Annotated in this window: 12 protein-coding genes; 8 read left to right on the forward strand and 4 right to left on the reverse strand. The window is 37.5% G+C overall.

Annotated features, from left to right (window positions below):
* Positions 1-4: 4 nt before the first annotated feature.
* Positions 5-385, forward strand: a complete 381-nt coding sequence (locus CHB68_RS14000; protein ID WP_089261715.1) for a RidA family protein — start codon at positions 5-7, stop codon at positions 383-385.
* A gap of 4 nt (positions 386-389) precedes the next feature.
* Here CHB68_RS14000 and CHB68_RS14005 read toward each other — a convergent pair whose 3' ends face one another.
* The 4 genes from CHB68_RS14005 to CHB68_RS14020 all read right to left on the reverse strand — a co-directional run bounded on the left by CHB68_RS14005 (position 390) and on the right by CHB68_RS14020 (position 7928).
* The gene (locus tag CHB68_RS14005) at positions 390-1241 is read right to left on the reverse strand and encodes an N-acetylglucosamine kinase (RefSeq protein ID WP_089261717.1); all 852 of its coding nucleotides are present in this window, start codon (positions 1239-1241) and stop codon (positions 390-392) included.
* 87 nt (positions 1242-1328) lie between these two features.
* A complete protein-coding gene (gene gap, locus CHB68_RS14010; protein WP_089261719.1) occupies positions 1329-2330 on the reverse strand; it encodes a type I glyceraldehyde-3-phosphate dehydrogenase in 1002 nt (333 codons plus the stop codon).
* 22 nt (positions 2331-2352) lie between these two features.
* The gene (gene pfkA, locus CHB68_RS14015; protein WP_089261721.1) at positions 2353-3339 is read right to left on the reverse strand and encodes a 6-phosphofructokinase; all 987 of its coding nucleotides are present in this window, start codon (positions 3337-3339) and stop codon (positions 2353-2355) included.
* A gap of 158 nt (positions 3340-3497) precedes the next feature.
* Positions 3498-7928: a translocation/assembly module TamB domain-containing protein gene (locus CHB68_RS14020; RefSeq protein ID WP_449405334.1), complete on the reverse strand. Its 4431-nt coding sequence runs from the start codon at positions 7926-7928 to the stop codon at positions 3498-3500.
* Between the two features lie 83 nt (positions 7929-8011).
* Here CHB68_RS14020 and tsaD point away from each other — a divergent pair, with 83 nt between their 5' ends.
* The 7 genes from tsaD (at position 8012) to CHB68_RS14055 (ending at position 18304) form a co-directional block, all read left to right on the forward strand.
* Entirely contained in the window at positions 8012-9040 is a 1029-nt protein-coding gene (tsaD, locus tag CHB68_RS14025) for a tRNA (adenosine(37)-N6)-threonylcarbamoyltransferase complex transferase subunit TsaD (protein WP_394339890.1), read from the forward strand.
* Positions 9041-9056: 16 nt separating this feature from the next.
* Positions 9057-9764, forward strand: coding sequence for a 16S rRNA (uracil(1498)-N(3))-methyltransferase (locus CHB68_RS14030; protein WP_089261723.1), 708 nt, complete (start codon positions 9057-9059; stop codon positions 9762-9764).
* A gap of 65 nt (positions 9765-9829) precedes the next feature.
* Positions 9830-10474 (forward strand): DUF4159 domain-containing protein, encoded by a 645-nt coding sequence (locus CHB68_RS14035; RefSeq protein WP_089261725.1) that lies wholly within the window; start codon positions 9830-9832, stop codon positions 10472-10474.
* 2 nt (positions 10475-10476) lie between these two features.
* Complete coding sequence (locus tag CHB68_RS14040; protein ID WP_089261727.1) at positions 10477-11577, forward strand: AI-2E family transporter; 1101 nt, start codon at positions 10477-10479, stop codon at positions 11575-11577.
* Between the two features lie 6 nt (positions 11578-11583).
* On the forward strand, positions 11584-12765 hold the full coding sequence (locus CHB68_RS14045) for a class I SAM-dependent methyltransferase (RefSeq protein ID WP_089261729.1): 1182 nt from the start codon (positions 11584-11586) through the stop codon (positions 12763-12765).
* A 421-nt stretch (positions 12766-13186) separates the two neighbouring features.
* Entirely contained in the window at positions 13187-16498 is a 3312-nt protein-coding gene (locus tag CHB68_RS14050) for a SusC/RagA family TonB-linked outer membrane protein (RefSeq protein WP_089261731.1), read from the forward strand.
* A gap of 57 nt (positions 16499-16555) precedes the next feature.
* Positions 16556-18304, forward strand: a complete 1749-nt coding sequence (locus CHB68_RS14055; protein ID WP_089261733.1) for a RagB/SusD family nutrient uptake outer membrane protein — start codon at positions 16556-16558, stop codon at positions 18302-18304.
* Positions 18305-18386: the final 82 nt, after the last annotated feature.

Consider the following 18386-nt stretch of genomic DNA (forward strand, 5'->3'; position numbering starts at 1 on the left):
AATCATGAAACAAATTATAAACACCAAGAATGCCCCGGCACCAATTGGCCCATATAACCAAGCTATATTAGCCAATAACACGTTATATATTTCCGGACAAATTCCACTTAATCCTGAAACAGGTGACCTGGTAACCGGTGATATTAAAAAGGAGACGGAACGGTCCATGGAAAATCTTAAGGCAATTTTAACCGAAGCGGGAATGACTTTTGAACATGTCGTAAAATCCTCTATTTTCTTGAGCGATATGAATCAATTCTCAGCGGTAAACGAGGTTTATGGCTCCTATTTTAATGCAGAAACGGCCCCTGCTAGAGAGACCGTTGAAGTTGCGAACTTACCTAAGTTCGTAAATGTTGAAATTTCTATGATTGCCATAAAATAAGTGCTTACATATTTGCACGGTGAAATTCTACGAGACCCTCTATAGGTCTTTGGCGAATAACGCCTACGATCAAATCATTTCTTTGCAATACAGATGTAAGTTCAGCTTTTAAATAATGGGCAATACTACCAACAAAATTAATTGGCACCTTTGTAGCCAACTCAAACTGCATAACGTAGTTATTGATAAATTGCTGAAATCCTTTATCAATAACCCCTTTGGCATAAGGATGTTCCTTGTTCTCGATTAAAAAACGCGCAAAAGTTGCCAAATATGTATTGGGATTAGGTTGCTTATAAAGATTTTCCTTAATCACATCAGGATCAAGGTCATGCTGTTTTGCAAATTTGTGAGCCAAATCTGCCGGCATTTTATGAAAATAATAATCCCTGATCAATTTTCTGCCAAAGAAGTTGCCACTACCATCATCCATGGGAATATACCCTAAGGAAGTCACTTTTTGGAACAATTGGTTACCATCGTAATAACTGCAATTGGAACCTGTACCCAGAATACAAACAATACCTTGGTGGCCCACTTTTGTTGTGGCAAATATTGCGGCATAAGTATCCTCTTTAACTACCGCCTTTGCATTTGGAAAGAAATCTTTAAAAATACTTTTTAAAAAAATCTTCATACGGTCCGTTCCACAACCCGCACCATAAAAATATAGATGAGATACCTTTTCCCTATTTTTAGAAAGTTCAAAGTTGTTCGCCATGCGATCTTCAATAACATCTTTCGTTAAAACCTCTGGACTTAACCCTAAGGTCTGAGTCAAAAAAAGTTGCTCCCCATTATCATCCAGTGCGATCCAATCTGACTTGGTAGCACCACTATCTACTATTAAAATCATATACAGCTTGTCTTTAAAAAATAATCCTGAAAATAAGGAAAAAAAGCCTCATTTTCAGGAATTATCCTTGTTATACTAAAATGTTTGTTATAACGTATTTACATGCTGCATTAGGTCTACCATTTTATTGGAGAAACCAGCCTCATTATCATACCAGCAAATTAATTTAAAGAACTTGGAATTTAGCTCTATACCAGCTCCGGCATCAAAAACACTTGTATGGGATTCACCTATAAAATCTTGTGAAACCAAAGCTTCCTCGGTATAACCAAGAACACCTTTCAACTCCCCTTCAGAAGCAGATTTAAATGCTTTTTTGATTTCCTCGTAAGAAGTATCCTTTTGTAAACGTACGGTCAAATCCACAACGGAAACATCCGCAGTTGGAACTCTAAACGCCATACCGGTCAATTTCCCTTTTAAAGCAGGAATTACTTTGGTTACGGCAACTGCAGCTCCAGTAGAAGCAGGAATAATGTTCAACATTGCACTTCTACCACCTCTCCAATCTTTTCTTGAAGGACCATCAACGGTCATTTGAGTAGCCGTTGTTGCGTGAACCGTTGTCATCAAAGCTTCTTCAATACCGAACTTGTCATTTAAGACCTTGGCCATAGGTGCCAAACAGTTGGTCGTACAAGAAGCATTAGATACTATTGAATCAGAAGCTTTAACTTCTTTATGGTTAACACCCATTACAAACATTGGGGCATCTTTAGAAGGAGCTGAAATCACTACTTTTTTAGCACCTCCGTCAATATGGTATTGAGCAGTTTCCAAAGTTGTGAATATACCTGTACATTCCGCTACGGTTGTTGCACCAACTTCATCCCACTTACAATTTTTTGGGTCTCTTTCCGCAGTAATACGTACTGTTTTACCATTAACTACCAAGTGACCGTCCTTAACCTCAACAGTACCATCAAAAGCACCATGAACCGAGTCATACTTAAGCAAATATGCCAAGTGCTCAACATCTAACAAATCATTGATGGCAACTACATCTACATCACCACGTTTTACCGTTGTTCTAAAGACCAATCTACCTATTCTTCCGAAACCGTTTATTCCTACTTTTAAATTTGACATTTTTTCTGTTTTAGTTTTTAAATTATGTTGTCATTATTTCAGAAACCCTAATGAGCTCCTTATCTATTTTCGTATGACCCTTGATCGCTTTTTCAATTGGAGTCAACGTAATTTGATTATCTTGAATACCGACCATTAAGCTAGTTTTACCTTCCAACAAAGCTTCTACGGCCTTTACGCCCATTCTACTTGCCAATACCCTATCATAACAGGACGGGGCACCGCCTCTTTGCATATGACCCAATACGGATACACGAACATCATATATTGGCAGATGCTCCTCTACGTATTCCTTAAGTTCAAAGACATTTTTACCAGACTTATCACCCTCTGCCACAATCACGATACTTGATGATTTACCAGACTCCTTACTTCGCTTTAAGGACTCTAACAATCTGTCAAGACCCAAGTTTTCTTCCGGAATCAATATTTCTTCAGCACCAGCACCAACTCCTGCGTTCAGTGCAATATGGCCTACGTCCCTGCCCATTACCTCTACGAAGAAAAGCCTATTGTGAGAACTTGCCGTATCACGTATCTTATCTATACATTCCACAACCGTATTCAAGGCCGTATCATACCCCAAAGTAAAGGTGGTTCCAAAAATATCGTTATCGATCGTACCCGGAATTCCTATTACGGGAAAGTTATATTCCTTGTTAAAAATCATGGCACCGGTAAAACTACCGTCACCTCCTATTACAACAAATGCATCTATACCTGCCTTTACAAGTTGATCATGGGCTTTCTTCCTTCCTTCCGGAGTCCTGAAATCATTACAACGTGCAGATTTAAGTATAGTTCCGCCTTTGTTGATTATATTGTTTACACTACGGGCATCCATTACCTTGAAATCCCCTTCTATCATACCTTGGTAGCCCCTATAAATGGCGACACAATCTACCTTTAAGTAGGCACAGGTACGTACAACTGATCTTATGGCCGCGTTCATCCCTGGAGAATCGCCACCTGAAGTCAGCACCGCTATTTTTTTTATTACTGAAGACATGGAAAAATTTAAGCCAACGAAATTACAAAATCAAAATGCAATAAAGAAATATACTAGCTCTGCTTTTTAAAGGAAATCCAAGAAAACGTTTTCGGTGTTATATTTAATTGTAAAATCTTGGAATTTTCTTTGTTTCCTAACAACTATTCTACAAAAATTTAGCGATAAATTGATTTAGGCTTATCATAGAATCTAATTAGGCTATCATTACCCATAGTAGCGGTAGGAACAGGGTTAACCTCCTTAGGTGTTTCCTGTACCGGCTTCTTTGCCAATATTTTCTGAAAAAGTTCCTTAAAATTATTAAAATCCACCTCATAAGTTAAGCCTGCACCTTGTGTAGACCCTTGCTGATCGGACAGGTATGCCTGAATTTCACTTTGCCTACTAAAGAATATGGCGCTCAAGGTGCCCTCCTCATTTAACAATACCTGAATCTCAAAATCTCCTGCAACCAATGTTTCACTCGATGCCCCAACCGGAACACCCACCTTACCATTGAATAATATCCTATCCGAAATTTGTGTAGAAACGGTGACCCCGATCCTATCATCTGTTTCAATGTCCGCAGACCTATCCAATATACCTTGCTCATAACTGAGGCCTAAATTGAATTTATCATTGCCCCCGCTCAGGATAGAATTTAATATTCCGGAAGCACTTTGAACCAAGTTTCCGGTAATGGCCTGTTGGTTAATACCACTTTGAGAATTTACAAAAGTGCCCTGTGCCAGTAGGAAAATTGCGTTTTTCTCCTCTACGGTTGGATCTTGAAGGCGATATTCCAATTCCGATTGTACAATGGAATTGGTTCCAGGAAAATCAATCCCAAAATCTATATCGGGACTTTGAAGTTCACCGGTAAGACGAATTATCACATCCGTAGGTATTCTTCTGGTAAAGCCGGGGTCGTCCAACAAAGGGGCCGGATTTGCATTTAGGGAATAGATGGCCTCCATATCCAATAAGGCCTCTAAAGGTTTTTGGTCCCAGTTTATGGTTCCGCCAGGTTCCACCTTAAATTTCTTATCTATAATGCCCCCAAATTTGTAATTATATTCCCCCGTAACCACTACGAAGTCACCATACATTTCAAACTTACCATTAGTATTTATTTGTATCAGGATAATACCTTCCCCCGTCCCTTTCAAGGAACTTCCGGTTTTGGTATCCGTAACGATTTCCACCTCTGCCTCTGGTGTGACATCAAGGTTAAACTCCAACTCTAACCCTTGATAATCCTTTAATTGTCTTTGGCGCTCAATGGTACGTTTATCATTTTTTTCTATAAAATTGATAAAGGAATAATCCCCTACACTGGCAACATCGCTCAAAGGAATCTTTAAAGAGGTACCTTCTGCCGTAGCACCGTCAACCGTAATGTTCAAAGCTGTTGTTGGTCCAAATATTCGGCCTTTTCCATTGAGGTATCCGGTACCGTAGTAAAGGTCACCTTCCTTAAATTCAGTATTTAAAATTAAAAAACGTTCATTGTTCGTATTCACATCCAGATCCAATACCCAATTATCAAAATAACTATGTGTAATGGTACCATCTAAATTTGCTTTTGTTCCTTTTGCCACATCCTGTAAGGCAATTTGCTCAAAATTAAAGGTTTGGTTGGCAAGTACTACGCGGGACCTGGGCGCAAAGCTATAATCTACATTAAGATACGGCACAGCAATACCCGCATTATCCAAGGTTAACAGGCCATCAAAATTTGGATTATCCACACTACCCGTAATCCTGACCCTACCGTCAATATCTCCCCTAATATGATCTATGACCCCCTCACCCAATGGACTGAACGGTTCTAGGTCAAAGTTGTTAAAATTAGCGATTAAGTTAGCCTTAGGTATTGCTTCTTTATTTTCAATTTTACCTACCACACTGAACTTTTCCAGATTATTTTCAGAAAGTTGGGAATTCACTTGAAATTCCGTTAAATCCTTATTTCCTATTATATTGATGACGAGGTCTCCCAACGGTATATCATTAATACCAAAATCGCCTATATTAAGATTGGAAGATGGTAGATATATTCCATCTTTCTGTAAAATATTCAAGGTACCATTGACCTCGCCTTGCAGTTTAAGACTATCTATTACCGGGGTAATCTTGTCTAAAGACACAATTTTAAACTGTAGCTGAAGGTCTTTATAGGTAGAATCCGCAAGCTGCCCCTTTAACCTTATTTGCTCCTTTTCCTCATTGTTCATTACAATTTCCTGTATTGTAATACTGTCAAGAGCCCTGTTTAAAATAACTTTATTCTTGCTATCTCCATCTTTATTGAGCACCCATTTATTTCCCTTGAAATTTACATCTGAAGTCTTGAGCCCTATTACGGATTTGTTCTGCTTATTAAAGGTGTGGTAAAAGTTTAGGTTATAGGAATCATCAAAATCACTACCGCCCTTAAACTCCGATCTAAAGAACAACGTATCTTTTAGGGTAGTGTTGATCAGATTAAAATCCTTAAAATTATAGTACGGGGTATCTAACTCTCCTACGGACACAAATGTATTGAATAGAGGGTTCTTATTATCTATCCGCACTTCTATTTGATCGGCCGCCGTACCAAAGGCCTCTATACTTGGAGATTCAAAATTCAATTTAAAATCACCTTCATCTGCAATAATATTACCTTTTATAAACGTATTGGGGTCAAACCTAACCTCTGGAAAAAACACATCTACGATCTTGTTGTAAATCTTGAAGTTAAACGAAAGGTTTTGACCATCAGATATTTGAAAAGGTCTGTAATTGGTATAAATACTACCCAAAGAATTCTGGACTAACTTACCAAGTTCCCTTACCTTAAAATTACCTTTCATATACCCGGTAATGATATCGGGAGAATTTATTTGAATTGTTCTGGAATTTTCATTGTCAAAACTTGATGTTATGGCAAAATCATCAAAATAATAGGTGTCGTTTACATTTTGATAATTGGTTTTGGTAAACTGGATGTCCCCTACGATATTATCCAAAGAGGTACCCGTAATATCCATACTTACATTTCCTTTAAAAATACTGACACTATCATTTATGAAATTCAATCTTTTTAAATCCGCATAATCAACTGAGGCTATAAAGTTGAAATTGTTTCTTGATTCGGCAACATTGGCCAACCCTTTAAAACTGAATTTCAAGTTTTCATCATTACTTACCAAGGAACCATCAAACAATTGATCCTTGACAATACCAGATACTCTTAAGTCTTGATAATTATACTTGTTAAACTCAATGGAATAAATTTGCCCAATAACCTCAGTGTTCAATTTTTCCTTTACAAACCCTTTTCCTTCAACATTAAAATCCAGGGTGGTCTTTCCCAAGTTTTTATTTTCGGCAAAATCACCAAGGTCAAAATCGATCAAAGAGATGAACCCCTTATAAGTTGCATTATCAATATTATTAAAATTGCTTAATACTATATCTGCATAACTACTACCAATAGCCGTATTTAAGTTGACTTTTGCATCTATGGAAGAATTGGTTATGAACGCGTTTCCCCTAATGGTAAACTGCCCCAACTTACTAAATGTAGAAGGCAAGGAATTTCCAATTAAATTGGGCAGTAAGGCATTTAGCTGGTAATAACTGCTGGTTACGTTTTTCATGTCGGCATCCAGACTGAAAGGCTTTTGTTTGCTGAACAAATTCTTAAAATTAAAATCGCCCCTAATACCCGTATTGTCTGAAAACAAAAACAGATTATCCGTATTTAAATCATTGAGAACACCATTGATATCTGCGCTGAAGGTAACTTCCTTACCTTTTCCAAATTCGTTGTAGAGTAAATTTACCTCATCAAAAGCCACTTTAGACTCCTTAAAATCTGCCACAACGTTTACCTTGTTCAAAAAATCACGAAAATCTTCCCGGTTATAATTAAATACCAAATTCCCGTCCAATTTGGAGAGTGGGGTATTGATTTTTAATGAATCAAACCGCATTTGCTGCTTGGTATATTTAAAATTGGTAGCCAATTTATTCAGTTTTAAGCCCCTATTGCTAAAAAGGGACATATCTTGGATATCTGCGGAAACCTCCGGTCCAAGAATCTGAAAATTACCGGCATTTATATTTAAGCTATCAAAATTAAGAATGGTCTCTTTCTCAAGGTTTTCATCCAGGTATTTAAATCTACTTTTTTGGATTTCCACATAGGAAGATGACAACTTAAAAGGGGGGGTACCCGGAGCCCTAGGCTTACCATCGTCCAATTTATCCACAAAAACCTCTAGGTTGGTATCTTGTTCGCCGTAATAGGTCTTTAACTTAAAATTGAGTTCATCTACCTCTATATCCCCAAATTCCAAATTACCCTGCGCAAGATTACCAATACTTAGGATAGAGGTTCTTAGTTCATTAACGTAAAACAATGTGTCTTTTTGATAGTCCTCAATAAACACACCTTCCAGAGCAGTATCCCAAGAAATCAAGGATAATTTTAAACGCTCAATATTGATATGGGTTCCATATTGGTTGTTGATTTTTTTGGTGGCATATTGAGCCAATAACGTTTGTACAAAAGGCAAAGAAAAAATTAGGGTACTAAAAACGCATATCAGTAGCAACACCAATACAATTCTTATCAATATTTTCCTAAGTTTTTTGATAGGGCTATATGTTTTACCTTTGTTATTCAAATTTTATTCCAAACATGCTGGAACACAAACCAATTTACATTCTTGCAATAGAGTCTTCCTGTGACGATACTTCTGCGGCAGTTTTAATGAACGATAAAGTGCTAAGCAACGTGGTGGCAACCCAAGCTATTCATGAGGAATATGGGGGGGTCGTACCAGAATTAGCATCTAGAGCGCATCAACAAAATATTGTTCCTGTTGTGGACCAAGCAATAGCCAGAGCAAATATCGATAAAAAACAATTATCCGCCATAGCATTTACACGTGGACCTGGTCTTATGGGATCATTGCTGGTAGGCACCTCTTTTGCAAAATCCTTATCATTAGGTTTAGACATTCCTTTAATAGAGGTCAACCACATGAAGGCCCATATTCTGGCCCATTTTATAGCGGACGAAAAGATGACCTCCCCCAAATTTCCTTTTTTGGCCTTGACCATTAGCGGAGGCCATACCCAAGTTGTACAGGTAAACGATTATTTTGACATGAAAATAATTGGCCAGACCTTGGACGACGCCGTGGGAGAGGCTTTCGACAAAAGTGCAAAAATCTTGGGATTGCCTTATCCAGGGGGTCCATTAATAGATAAACATGCGGCCAATGGAAACCCACATAAATTTGAATTTCCTATACCAAAGGTTAAAGATTTAAATTTTAGTTTTAGTGGTTTAAAAACCAATATTCTTTATTTCATACAACGCAATACAAAGGACAACCCCAATTTCATAAACGAGAATTTAGAGGATATCTGTGCATCAATTCAATATACGATTATTGAAATTTTAATGCGTAAATTGAAAAAAGCCGTAAAACAGACAGGTATTAAAGAAGTGGCCATTGGCGGAGGAGTGTCAGCAAATTCCGGGATACGTAAAGCATTGACAGATGCCCAGGAAAAGTACGGATGGAAAACCTATATACCCCAATTTCAATACTGCACGGATAATGCGGCCATGATAGGAATTGTTGGGTATCATAAGTTTAAAAATGAAATCTTTTCAAAGCAAGATATCACCGCACAAGCTAGATATGTGATATCTTGATGTTTAAATAGATCATATGCAATTATTCTACAATCCAAATCTGGAAGAAAAAGACACCGCGTTTACATTTGACAGCAGTGAGAGCAAGCATATTGTTAAGGTATTGAGGAAAAAAAATGGCGATGAACTAAACATTACCAATGGTAAAGGATTCTTGTTTACCGCCAAAATTATTTCAGACAATGTAAAAAAATGTGAAGTTGAAATTAATTCCTGCAATAGAACCTACCCAAAAGCATACAGACTACATTTGGCAGTGGCCCCCACTAAAATGAACGATCGTTATGAATGGTTCCTGGAAAAGGCCACCGAAATAGGGGTAGATGAAATTACCCCCTTGATTTGCAAACGTTCTGAACGCAAAATTGTAAAATTGGACCGTATGCAAAGGGTCATTGAAGCAGCTATGAAACAATCTTTACAGACCTATTTACCTAAAATAAACGAACCAATTGCCTTTTCTGAATTTATGGACCAACCTACCAATGGGTTAAAGTTCATAGCGCATTGTGAGGAAACCGAACGTCATGAACTAAAACGAAGAATAGCCGCCGATCAAGATGTTACCATATTAATTGGCCCCGAAGGAGATTTTACGTTAAGTGAAATAAAAAAGGCATACACCGTAGGATATCAACCCGTTGCCATGGGCAATACAAGGCTCCGTACAGAGACCGCAGCCATTGTAGCTTGTACTATCGTCGCCTCAATTAACAACGGATAAGGAAATAATTTCAATACTAGACAGGCCCAAAAGTTTTTCCATTACCTAATTTACTAAATTTGGGCATGAAAAAATTTGTGGTCTTAATAGCTATCATGCTTACATCCATTATACTGCATGGACAAGAAATTGCCATTTTAAAATATAATGGTGGTGGCGATTGGTATGCCAACCCAACGGCATTGCCTAATTTAATTAAGTTTTGCAATTCCAATATTGGCACCACGTTAAAAAATAAACCGGAAACGGTAGAAGTGGGTAGTACATCTATTTTTCAATACCCATTTTTACACATGACAGGCCACGGCAATGTTATATTATCCGATGATGAAATAGAAAATCTGCGTACATATCTTTTATCCGGTGGATTTTTACATATCGATGATAACTATGGTATGAAGCCGTATATTACAAGAGAAATAAAAAGGCTGTTTCCTAACAAACCTTTAGAGGAATTGGGATTGGACCATCCAATTTTCTCTATAGCATATAAATTTCCACAAGGGCTACCTAAAATCCATGAACATGACGGTGAACGTCCACAAGCTTTTTCCATTGTTCATAATAACAGGATTGTTCTATTGTTCACCTCCGAAAGTGATTTAGGTGATGGTTGGGAAGACCCTACCGTGCATAATGACCCAGATGAAATAAGACAAATTGCCTTGAAAATGGGAGCCAATATCATCTCCTATGCTTTTAAAAATTAACTATGACCGCAAAAACCATTTCTAAAGGAATACTAAGGGCTGTTGGCGTAATGGTGGGTATTGTACTCCTACTCTATTTTCTTTATACGATTAGGTCCGTATTGGCCTATTTGACCATTGCGGCCGTGGTGGCACTTATTGGCAGCCCTTTGGTCAGGTTTTTTAGGCTTAGGCTAAAACTTCCAAATATTTTGGCCGTAATAATCACCATGCTTTTAATGGTCGGTATTTTAGCCGGTATTTTTGCCTTGTTCATACCCCTACTCTCGGAACAAAGTAAAAACCTATCTCTTTTAGATATAGATGGTTTACAAAAAAGCATTAACACCCTTTACCATCAGATCACCAATTATTTGGGGCTTTCATCCAATATGGTGGAAAATGTCATTGACGATGTTAAATTGGAAAGGAATATTTTAGAAGGTCTTGATATTGGGTTTATTCCCAACTTTTTAAACTCATTTCTAACAGTTTTAAGTTCGGCAAGCATTGGCTTGTTTTCTGTACTCTTTATTTCTTTTTTCTTTTTAAAGGATAGAAAACTTTTTGAATATGGATTGCTCATATTTGTCCCAAAGGATAAAAAACAAGGCACTACAAATTCCATTGAAAAAATAAATGGATTGTTATCAAGATATTTTGTTGGATTATTGTTACAGATTTTCATTCTATTTATAATCTACACCATAGTATTGCTCATTGTAGGTATAGAAAATGCGGTGGTTATTGCCTTTCTTTGCGCATTGTTTAATATCATTCCATATATTGGCCCAATTATAGGTGGGGTAATGATGTTGACCTTGACTATGACCAGTAACTTGGGTCAAGATTTTAGTGAAATTATCTTACCAAAGACAGGCTATGTGTTAATAGGATTGGTTTTTGGGCAGCTAGTTGATAATTTTTTCTCCCAACCTTTTATTTTTTCCAACAGTGTAAAATCCCATCCATTGGAAATATTCTTGATCATCATTATTGCAGGTCTTTTATTTGGTGTAGTAGGTATGATTGTTGCCATACCGGGATATACCGCAATTAAGGTGATTTTAAAAGAATTTTTATCGGACAATCAAATAGTAAAATCACTCACGCAAAATCTATAAACTTTAGTGAATCCTGCAGTTTTAAGTGATGAAGTTCAACAGTTCATTAATGAACATCTATCAACTGACGTTCATAAATTACTGTTGAAAAAATCCCCTTTTGTAGAGATTACATCCAAAGAATTGGTGGAGCAAATAGAATCCAAGGCAAAAGCAAAGCATAAGTTACCTACTTGGTTCAATACGGAAAAAATCTATTACCCCAATAAACTAAACCTTTCCCAAACGTCTTCAGAAATTACGGCCGCTTATAAAGCTTCATTATTGCATGGCTCATCATTAATTGATTTAACAGGTGGTTTTGGAGTAGATACATATGCTTTTGCCAAAATAATGCAACAGGTAGTCCATATTGAAAAAAATATGATGCTTTCAAAAATTGCAGGCCACAATTTTGAACAATTGGGTATAGCTAATATTGACTTTCATAATGAGGATGGAGTAGCTTTTTTAAGGTCCAATGACCTTATATATGATTGGATTTTTATTGACCCCTCTAGAAGAGATAAGGATAACAAAAAAGTCTTCTATTTAAAAGACTGCGAACCTAATATAACTGAACAGTTTGATTTTCTTTTTAGCAAGGCCAACAACATCATGGTAAAAACAGGTCCTTTATTGGACATTAATAATGGTCTTACCCAAATGGCCCATGTAAAGGAAATTCATATTATTGCCGTGTCCAATGATGTAAAGGAGCTGCTATGGATTTTAAACAAGGACTATACCGGTGAGCCACACATTAAAACAATAAATTTCAAAGACGCCAACCCACAACTATTTGACTTTATTCTAAGTGATGAAAAAAATGCACTCGCTAATTATTCATTACCTAGACAATACCTCTATGAACCTAATGCTTCTATTTTAAAATCCGGAGCCTTTCAACATATAGCAAATGCTTTTTCCCTTTATAAACTGCATTTACATTCCCATATATATACCTCGGACAAATTAATTAGTTTTCCAGGTAGGCGATTTAAAATTTTGGAAACTTTGGATTATTCCAAAAAATCCATAAAGCAATTAAAATTGAACAAAGCCAATTTAACTACCAGAAATTTTCCAGATACCGTTAAGGAAATAAGGAAAAAACTCAAATTAAAGGAAGGCGGATTCAATTATCTCTTTTGTACCACCACCTATGATGAAAGATTAAAAATCCTAATTTGCCAGCAAATCTTTTAAAAAGAAATAGGCCTTATTTATATTTTTTTTAACTATAAGTTTTCTTAAAAATATAGGGAAAAACTATTCTCTACACACCACTATAACGTTTTAGAAAGCGCAACTACAACGTTATATTTTTAAAAAATTACATACAATTATCAGTTATAATGTTAAAATTTTAACATTTAAAAATATAAATTCTACTTGGCTTTATTTTTTAAAAAATCAACAAATACGGGCAGTTCAAGAGTTTTCGTGTAGTTGTTTTTTAAAATTGCCAATTATGGACTCCATAATTTTCATAAATGATTTATGCCTATTTGACATTTAATTGCTATTATTATATCGGATTTTGATTTTTTTAACATTTGATAGCTCAATCAATTAAACAACAAATCAACTTGCCGAAATTTATTTAAACTAACAAACAACAACGATTATGAATCAAAAACGTGATTTCAGGTCGGTAAAGTTCCAAAAAAGGTCTTCCTTTTTTAAATCTGGAATTTTATCGGCACTCATCTGTCTTGGAGCCCAAATGGCACAGGCAAATGAGAAAACAAAAGCTTCAACAGAATTTGAAGTTAACACAGTACAATCTACAGTTACGGGTACGGTAACAGATGAACTTGGAACGCCACTCCCAGGAACCAATGTGGTAGAAAAAGGTACTACGAACGGTACCCAAACAGATTTTGACGGTAACTTTACACTAAATGTTCAACCAGGAGCAACATTAGTGTTTAGCTATATAGGGTTTCAAGCTAAGGAAGTAGCGGTAAATGGTCAATCCGTCATAAACACTTCCTTATCTGAAGATGCAGCGGCCTTGGATGAAGTTGTAGTAACAGGATATCAAGTACAGACCAAAAGGGAAACAACAGCTGCAGTTTCTATAGTAGCAGCTGAAGATTTAGCAGCGGTACCTTCTGGAAACATAGAACAACAATTACAAGGTAGGGTTGCCGGTGTTACCGTATTGACAAATGGTCAACCGGGTACTACAAGTCAAATTAGGGTTAGGGGTTTTAACTCATTTGGTAACAATGCACCGTTATATGTAGTGGATGGAGTCCCAACGCGAAATGTGGACTTTATAAATCCAGATGACGTACAAACCGCAACTGTACTTAAAGATGCGGCCGCCGCCTCTATCTATGGTGCAAGAGCTGCAAACGGGGTAATAGTATATACCACCAAACAAGGATCAAGATCAAAAAGAAAAACTACCATGACATTAAATGTCAACAGTGGTGTTGTTGACCCAAATGTTGCCGGTGCCCCACAAATGCTAAGTCCGTTAGAAATGGCAAGGTATACGCATATAGGATATGAGAACAATGCAGCCGCCAATGGTACTGCTGTTCAATATACACATCCGCAATATGGTACCAATGCTACGCCAACAATTCCAGACTACTTACATGCAAATGGCCAGAACGGAGTAAGTGCTGCAAATGTAGATTTAGCCGCTGTAAGAGCAGCATATGAATCTGATCCAGATAACACGTTCTTGATCAGACCTAATTTACAAGGTACCAACTGGTATAAGGAAATTACGCGTATAGCACCCCAGAGCAGGGTTTCTTTAGGATTTGATGGTGGAACGGAAAATGGTCGTTTTTACATGGGTATTTCAGCACAAAACCAAGACGGTATAGTTCTGGCCCAGGAATTTTCTCGTTACGCAGCCCGTTTTAATTCTGAATGGGACGTTACGCCTTGGTTGAGCGTTGGTGAAAACTTTCAGGTTACTTACAGATCTGCTATTGGTATTGCCGGTGGAGCCGGTGGTGTAGAAGTAGCGGATGATGAATCTGAAGTTCTTTCCGCTTTTAGAATGCCTACCATAATTCCGGTAAGGGATGAATTTGGCAGCTATGCAAGTACGAAAGCAGCTGGTTTCAACAACCCAAGAAACCCTGTAAGAAGATTAAAACTTAACAATGGTGATGACAAATCATACAACATTGGTGGATTTGGAAATGTTTATGCATTGATTAAACCTTTAGAAGGTTTAACCTTACGTTCCAGTCTTGGTGGTAGTTATGGTAATTACCATTATGTAGATTACAACTACAGATATTTAGGGGATTCTGAGCCAGAAGCCAGTAACTCATTCGGCGAAGGTAGTGGCTATGGTTTTTCATGGACGTTTACAAATACCTTTAGCTATGAAAAACTTTTTGGGCAACATAAGCTGACCGCTTTTGGTGGTATAGAGGCATTGAATACCGGAAGAGGTAGAAATATTTCAGGTTTTGGTATCAATCCATTTTCTACAGATTTAGATTTTCAAAGCTTAAGTGTTGTGCAGAGTCCTGTAGTCCAAAGTAACCAGTTTAAGGGATCTACCTACTTTTCTACTTTTGGAAAGTTAGATTATAACTTTAACGAAAAGTATTATTTAACAGGTGTACTTCGTCGTGATGGTTCATCTCGTTTTGGTGAAAACAAAAGATATGGTGTTTTCCCTGCAGTTTCAGCCGCTTGGAGGGTTATTGACGAACCATTTATGCAAAACCAAGATATCATTTCTGATTTAAAAATTAGAGGTGGTTGGGGTGAAATGGGTAGTGATTCCAACGTATCGCCCAATAACCAATACTCTTTATTTGCTTCTGATCGTGGCAATACGTTTTATCCAATTGATGGTCAAAACAGTGGTGCCAACGAAGGATTTGCCGCAAGTAGAATTGGAAATCCAAATGCACAATGGGAAACCTCTGAAACAACGAACATAGGTTTTGACCTTTCCATGTTCAATAATAAATTGGAATTTATCCTGGATTGGTGGAAAAAAGACACTAGAGATCTTCTTTACCAAGTGCCGTTACCAGGTGTAGCAGGTAATTACGCCGCTTCACCATCAGTTAACATTGGTGGTATGAGCAACAAAGGGGTAGACTTCCAGATAATTGGTAGAGGTAATATTACCGAAGACCTTTCTTTTGAAGTAACCAGTACAAATTCATTCCTTAAGAATGAAATTACCGCTTTGGCTCCAGGTATTGATGCTTTTGGTGATAACATTGCCTATAGAGGTATAGCACCAATTCGTAATTCCGTAGGAGAATCCATTTCTACGTTCTTCGGTTATAATGTAATAGGATACTTCAACTCAGCTGAAGAAGTTGCAAATTCACCAGATCAAGCGGATAAGGCCCTAGGTCGTTTTAGATATGAGGACGTAAACGGTGATGGCGCCATTACTCCGGACGATAGAACGGTTATTGGTAGTGCAGTACCGGATTTTACCGGTGGTTTGGATTTAATCTTACGTTATAAGAACTTAGAGTTCCAGACCTATTGGTATGGTTCCGTAGGTAATGAAATTTTCAACCAATCCAAATGGTTTACTGATTTCTTTGGTACGTTTGAAGGTTCTGCAAAAGGTGTGGCCGCTTATGGTTCATGGACACCGGAATTAGGTAACAATGCAACTGCCCCAATTTGGGAAAGTGCCTCTAACTTAAGTACGAGTGGAGCATCTAACTCCTGGTATGTAGAAGACGGTAGCTACTTAAGGTTGGTTCAACTGAGAATAGGTTATAATTTCGATGCAGACTTAGTTGAAAGCATGGGACTTAGCAAGTTTTCCGTAGGATTATCCGCAAACAACATTTGGACAATTACGGATTACAGTGGACTTGATCCACAAGTTGCCGGACCAGATACCAACTTTGGTATAGATGTAGGTAACTTCCCAGTAACTCCAAGCTACGCAATTACCTTAGAAATAGGCATTTAAGAGTTAAAACATAAAATTAACAATACAATATTTAGTAACTTTAAGAAAAAGTAAACTATGAAAACATTTAAATTAAAAAAAACGTCGTTACTCTTAGGCGCGTTGCTTCTAGCATCGATGTCATGTAGCGATGAATTTTTGCAGGTAGCCCCAACGGACTCCCTTGCAGATTCACAGGTTAGTACCAAGGCAGGTATTGACGGTTTATTGATCGGTACATATTCTGCCCTGAACGGAGTTTTTGGAAATAGATTTGAAGGTCCTAACCACTGGGCCACAGGATCAGTTGTTGGTGGAGATGCCAACAAAGGAACAGATGCAGGGGATTATAGCTCCCTTAATCCCATTCAACGTTATGAGGCCAGTCCCGTAGACCCTAACAATGATTTTAACAATCTTTGGAGAGGTAGGTATGAAGGGGTAAGCCGTGCCAATAAGGTGTTATCGGCCATTGCCAATTCCACTGAATTGACCGCTGCAGATGCTACAAGACTTTCTGGGGAAGCTAGAATGTTAAGGGGCCACTTTTATTTTGACCTTAAAAAGCATTTTAACAATATTGTTGTTTTTGATGAAACCGTAGCTCCAGAAGATTTGGCAACATTGCCAAATAATGGTGATGCTTGGGCTATCATTGAATCTGATCTTCAATATGCCTATGACAACTTACCTGCGGTAAACGGTGCCGGTAGAGTAAACAAATGGGCAGCAGGAGCACTTTTGGCAAAGGCCAAATTATACCAACAAAAATTTGGTGAAGCCAAGGACTTGTTTGACGATGTAATTGAAAATGGTGTAACATCCAACGGTCTTAAGTATGATCTGTTAGATGATTACGCGCAAATTTACAATGCAGAAAATGACAACCATGCAGAAGCCGTCTTTGATGTGGAATCTGCAAATAATACGGGTAACGTACAAAATGCAAATGCCTTTGACGACTTGAACTACCCTTATAATACCGGTCCTGATGGTCCTGGTAACTGCTGTGGATTCTTTCAACCAAGTTTTGAAATGGCAAATTCATATAGAACAGGTGCAGACGGACTTCCTTTATTGGATAAATCATATAACAACCCAGAAAATGTGGTGAAAAATGATTTTGGTCTGGAAGCGGATGAACCGTTCGTTGAAGATGATGGTCCGTTAGATCCTAGAATTGATCATGCTATAGGAAGAAGAGGTATTCCTTATTTAGATTGGATAGAACATCCAGGTAAAGCTTGGATCCGTAGCCAACCTTATGCCGGTCCCTATTCCCCTAAAAAGTATATCTATTACAGAAGTCAGGAAAATAGCTTTACGGATGGTAGTTCCTGGACACGTGGTTATGCAACAATGAACTATACCATCATCCGTTTTGCAGATGTACTTCTAATGGCTGCAGAAGCAGAAATTGAAGCACCGGGCGGTTCATTGGACAAAGCATTGGAATATGTAAATAGAGTGAGAAGAAGAGCTGCAAATTCAGAACATTGGGTAAAAGAATATGATTCTGATGAGAATGCCGCAAATTATGTAATTTCTGAATATACGTCGTTTCCAAATGCAGATTTTGCTAGGGATGCCGTACGTTTTGAAAGAAAACTTGAACTTTCTGGCGAAGGTCACCGTTTCTTTGATTTAGTAAGATGGGGTGTTGCAGCAGAAGAGCTTAATGAATATTTGGATTATGAATCTACATTACTGGTAACCAAGTTTGGTGGTGCTAGTTTCGTAGCTGGGAAAAATGAGTACTTCCCTATTCCACAAGCTCAAATTGATATTACTGGTTCTGATGTCCTACAACAAAATCCAGGATATTAATTCATAGAAATCACTATTGAATACATAAAAAAGGCTACCAATCATGGTAGCCTTTTCTTTGTAAATCTTTTTATGTTCCCGC

The organism is Maribacter sedimenticola, from assembly GCF_900188415.1.
Classification (GTDB): Bacteria; Bacteroidota; Bacteroidia; order Flavobacteriales; family Flavobacteriaceae; genus Maribacter; species Maribacter sedimenticola.

Bases quoted from the DNA above. Each gene is read 5' to 3' on its own strand.
- CHB68_RS14000 (WP_089261715.1), top strand. From the start codon at position 5: ATGAAACAAATTATAAACACCAAGAATGCCCCGGCACCAATTGGCCCA.
- CHB68_RS14005 (WP_089261717.1), bottom strand. From the start codon at position 1,241: ATGATTTTAATAGTAGATAGTGGTGCTACCAAGTCAGATTGGATCGCA.
- gap (WP_089261719.1), bottom strand. From the start codon at position 2,330: ATGTCAAATTTAAAAGTAGGAATAAACGGTTTCGGAAGAATAGGTAGA.
- pfkA (WP_089261721.1), bottom strand. From the start codon at position 3,339: ATGTCTTCAGTAATAAAAAAAATAGCGGTGCTGACTTCAGGTGGCGAT.
- tsaD (WP_394339890.1), top strand. From the start codon at position 8,012: ATGCTGGAACACAAACCAATTTACATTCTTGCAATAGAGTCTTCCTGT.
- CHB68_RS14030 (WP_089261723.1), top strand. From the start codon at position 9,057: ATGCAATTATTCTACAATCCAAATCTGGAAGAAAAAGACACCGCGTTT.
- CHB68_RS14035 (WP_089261725.1), top strand. From the start codon at position 9,830: ATGAAAAAATTTGTGGTCTTAATAGCTATCATGCTTACATCCATTATA.
- CHB68_RS14040 (WP_089261727.1), top strand. From the start codon at position 10,477: ATGACCGCAAAAACCATTTCTAAAGGAATACTAAGGGCTGTTGGCGTA.
- CHB68_RS14050 (WP_089261731.1), top strand. From the start codon at position 13,187: ATGAATCAAAAACGTGATTTCAGGTCGGTAAAGTTCCAAAAAAGGTCT.
- CHB68_RS14055 (WP_089261733.1), top strand. From the start codon at position 16,556: ATGAAAACATTTAAATTAAAAAAAACGTCGTTACTCTTAGGCGCGTTG.